The sequence below is a fragment of the Brevundimonas sp. genome (assembly GCF_041688735.1).
GTDB lineage: Bacteria > Pseudomonadota > Alphaproteobacteria > Caulobacterales > Caulobacteraceae > Brevundimonas.
The window spans coordinates 1-3305 of sequence record NZ_JBDNHO010000079.1 but is presented as its reverse complement, the minus strand read 5'-3'; the positions used below and the strand labels follow the sequence as shown (position 1 = coordinate 3305).

3 protein-coding genes are annotated in these 3305 nt (G+C 67.1%); 2 read left to right on the top strand and 1 reads right to left on the bottom strand.

Going from position 1 to position 3305, the window contains the following annotated elements; translation table 11 throughout:
- Positions 1 to 265: 265 nt before the first annotated feature.
- On the bottom strand, positions 266 to 1045 hold the full coding sequence (locus ACESMO_RS08280) for a hypothetical protein (RefSeq protein WP_372707685.1): 780 nt from the start codon (positions 1043 to 1045) through the stop codon (positions 266 to 268).
- A 369-nt stretch (positions 1046 to 1414) separates the two neighbouring features.
- Here ACESMO_RS08280 and xseA point away from each other — a divergent pair, with 369 nt between their 5' ends.
- Together xseA and ACESMO_RS08270 are read left to right on the top strand one after the other, a co-directional pair.
- A complete protein-coding gene (xseA, locus tag ACESMO_RS08275) occupies positions 1415 to 3019 on the top strand; it encodes an exodeoxyribonuclease VII large subunit (protein ID WP_372707684.1) in 1605 nt (534 codons plus the stop codon).
- A 159-nt stretch (positions 3020 to 3178) separates the two neighbouring features.
- Positions 3179 to 3305 (top strand): DUF2093 domain-containing protein (locus ACESMO_RS08270; protein WP_372707686.1); only part of this gene is annotated, 127 nt, incomplete at its 3' end.

Below are 3305 nucleotides of genomic sequence, written 5' to 3'. Positions count from 1 at the left end.
TGCGAGCCGCCGCCGAGACCACAATGACGGGCCTCTGGGACCGCATCGGCGATATCCTCAAGGCCTTCACACCCCAGGAATGCGCCAACTACTTCCGGCATGATGGCTATACGTCAACTTGAGCGGCGAACGCTCTAGGCATCAAGGTCCCGAACACCTAATCTCCCTTTCCTGCGGTCGCCAGCCTGGGCGTCGCGGAGTTCGCTCACGGGGCGACCTCGCCAAGGTCCTCTTCGCGGCCGGCTGCCTGTGACGGGTTCGACCCTTAGCTGTCGTTCGACGGGTCCGAGTCCTGCACGTGCACGTCGTTCAGCGAGAACGTCAGGCCAGGGACATCGACTGCTCCACTCCGCACGCAGCCGGAGAGTTCTATGCAGGTCGCAGCCCCATCGGCACCGGGGTCGGTCCAGATATTCATCACCACTCGGTCGCCCTCTATACTCTGCGGCGTGACCGTTGAATCCCGGCTCGAATAGTTCAGCCGCAGACCCTGCGGCAGGGGCGGCATGTCGCCGACTTCAGTCGCCAATAGGAACGTCTCGCCGGAGGCTAACCGCGCAGCGAGAAGCTCCCGGGCAGGTGTCGTCGGGAGCGACAGGGTTCGCGGGTCCGATGACGTAGAGTAAACGCCGAGATATGCTGCTCGCCCGGGCGGCGGCATAGGCACCTTCAGCAGCATACCCTTGAACGGCTCAAGGGGTTTTGGGGGCGCGAGGTGGTTCCCAGGGAACACTATGCGAGCCACAAGTTTTGGCTCCTCCAAGGGCACCGGCCTCTCCCATTTGATGATGGCACGATCAGCTTTTGGATCGCCCATGTATCCAGATTCGATGTGTGCCCAGCGGCAAAGCCCCGAGGCGTGAAGGCTCATTTTGGTGCTGCCCGGCGCCAGACCGGCACCGTAAAAGTCAGTATTGTGCGACCAGAACCGCCAAAGCGCGGATCGCTGCTGGCCGTTATCATCGACAACGGCGGCGTAAAGTTTGTCCTTCTTCCGCGTGGATAGCGCGCCGATAACGACAGGAGCGAATATCGGTTTAGTCATTTGACCCCTCGATCATCCGGGCGGCGTGTGCACCTGGGTCATAGCATTCCGGATGCGAACTTCCGCTGTCCACCGAGGCTGTGTGAAAACTTCGTACGGACTTTTTAGTTGGCCGGAGAATTCCCTCGCACGCGGTCCTGCGTAGCCACAGAGCCAAAAATTGGGGGTCTGAGTGGTCGTATTTCGCCAAACGGGTCGGACGAGGGAGTTTTACAGCCTACACCCTTGCCGACGACCAGACTGTCCGCTTCTAGGATCAGAGGTAAATGTCCGGCTTCGCCTGGCATCGAACAGACGGCTTCCCCTGCATCACGCACCGCACGACCCTTCCCCATTCCCGCCGCGCCCTCCCCCCGCTAGTCTCCCCCCATGAGCGACGACTCCTACGTCTTCGAGGGTCCGGCCGACGAATCCGCGGCACCCCGCGACAACAATCCGCCCCAGACGGTCTCCGAGCTGTCGTTCGCCCTCAAGCGCACGCTGGAGGACCGGTTCGGCCATGTCCGGCTGCGGGGCGAGATTTCCAAGGTCAATCACCACGCCTCGGGCCACGTCTATCTGACGCTCAAGGACGACAAGGCCGCCATCGACGGCGTGATCTGGAAGGGGTCGGTACGCGGGCTCGGCGTCCGGCCGGAGTCCGGGCTGGAAGTCATCGTCACCGGCAAGATCACCTCCTACCCCGCCCGCTCCTCGTACCAGATCGTCATCGAGACCATGGAGGCCGCCGGCGCCGGGGCCCTGCTGGCCCAGTTTGAGCGGCTGAAGGGCAAACTGGCCGGCGAGGGCCTGTTCGAGCCGTCGCGCAAACGGCCCATCCCGACCTTCCCGGCGGTGATCGGCGTCATCACCAGCCCGACCGGGGCGGTGATCCGCGACATCCTGCACCGGATCGCCGAACGCTGGCCCTGCCGCGTCATCGTCTGGCCCTGCGTGGTCCAGGGCGACGCCGCCTCGGCCCAGGTCGCCAACGCCATCCGCGGCTTCGACGCCATCACGCCCGGCGGCCCCATCCCCCGCCCCGACGTGGTCATCGTCGCCCGCGGCGGCGGCTCGGTCGAGGACCTCTGGGCCTTCAATGACGAGGCCCTGGCGCGCACGGTCGCCGCCGCCTCCATCCCGATCATCTCCGCCGTCGGGCATGAGACCGACACCACATTGATCGACTTCGTCTCCGACCGCCGCGCGCCGACGCCCACCGGCGCCGCCGAGATGGCCACCCCGGTGCTGGCTGACCTGCGCTACGCCGTCTCGGACCTCGACCGCCGTCTCGCCCGCGCGGGGGGACGGGTCATCGAGGACCGCCGCACCCGTCTGCGGGCCGCCGCGCGCGGCCTGCCGTCCCGTCCCGAAGACCTGCTGGCCCTGCCCCAGCAGCGGCTTGACCACGCGGGCAGCCGGCTCGCCTCGGGCCTGACCGCCAATCTGGCGATCCATGAACGCCGCCTGATCGGCGCGGGCGGTCGCCTCAGCCCGGCCCTGCTTCGCCAGCGCACCGACCGCATCCGGGATCGCCTGGCCCACGCCTCGAACCGCCTCGCCTCGGCCCTGTCGGCCAATGTGACCGCGCACGAGGGGCGGCTGCTCAGGCTCGGCCATCGCCTGTCCCCCGCCCCGCTGCACAGACGGCTGGACCAGCGCGCCGCCCGGCTCGAGGCCGTGTCGGGACGTCTCGCCCAGACCCTGCGCCCCAGGCTGGATCGCGACGAGGCCCGCCTCTCGGCCCTGGCCCGCGCCCTCTCCACCCTCGATCCCAAACGACCCAAGCCCGGCTTCGCGCGGATCGAGGCCGAGGACGGCGCCATGATCGCCTCGGCCGCCGCCCTTTCGGACGGTCAGGCCGTGCGTCTGGTCTTCGCCGACGGCGCGCGCGGCGCGCGGATCGACGGCGACGAGGCGGCTCCGGTTCGACCCCGGCCCGCATCGCCCGCGCGGGGCAAGCCTGCGCCCCCCGGCCAGGGCGACTTGTTCTGACCGGCGAGACTTGGCTGCGCCGGGTCACGCGCGCTAGAGCGAAATCGGTCTTGATGGACGCAGTCCATCAAGGCTCAGATTTCGCTCCAGCATGATTCTGGACCATTTTTTGGATTCAGGTCGATTCGACCTGAAGCAAAAGTGGTCTAGCCTGCGGCCATGAGCGACAGCGCGACCGGACAGGCCACCCTGCATTACGGCGACGGCGAATACGCCGTGCTGAAACCGGGCCGGTTCGTGACCTGCGCCGCCAGTGGCAAGGCCATCCCCCTTGAGACGCTGCGCT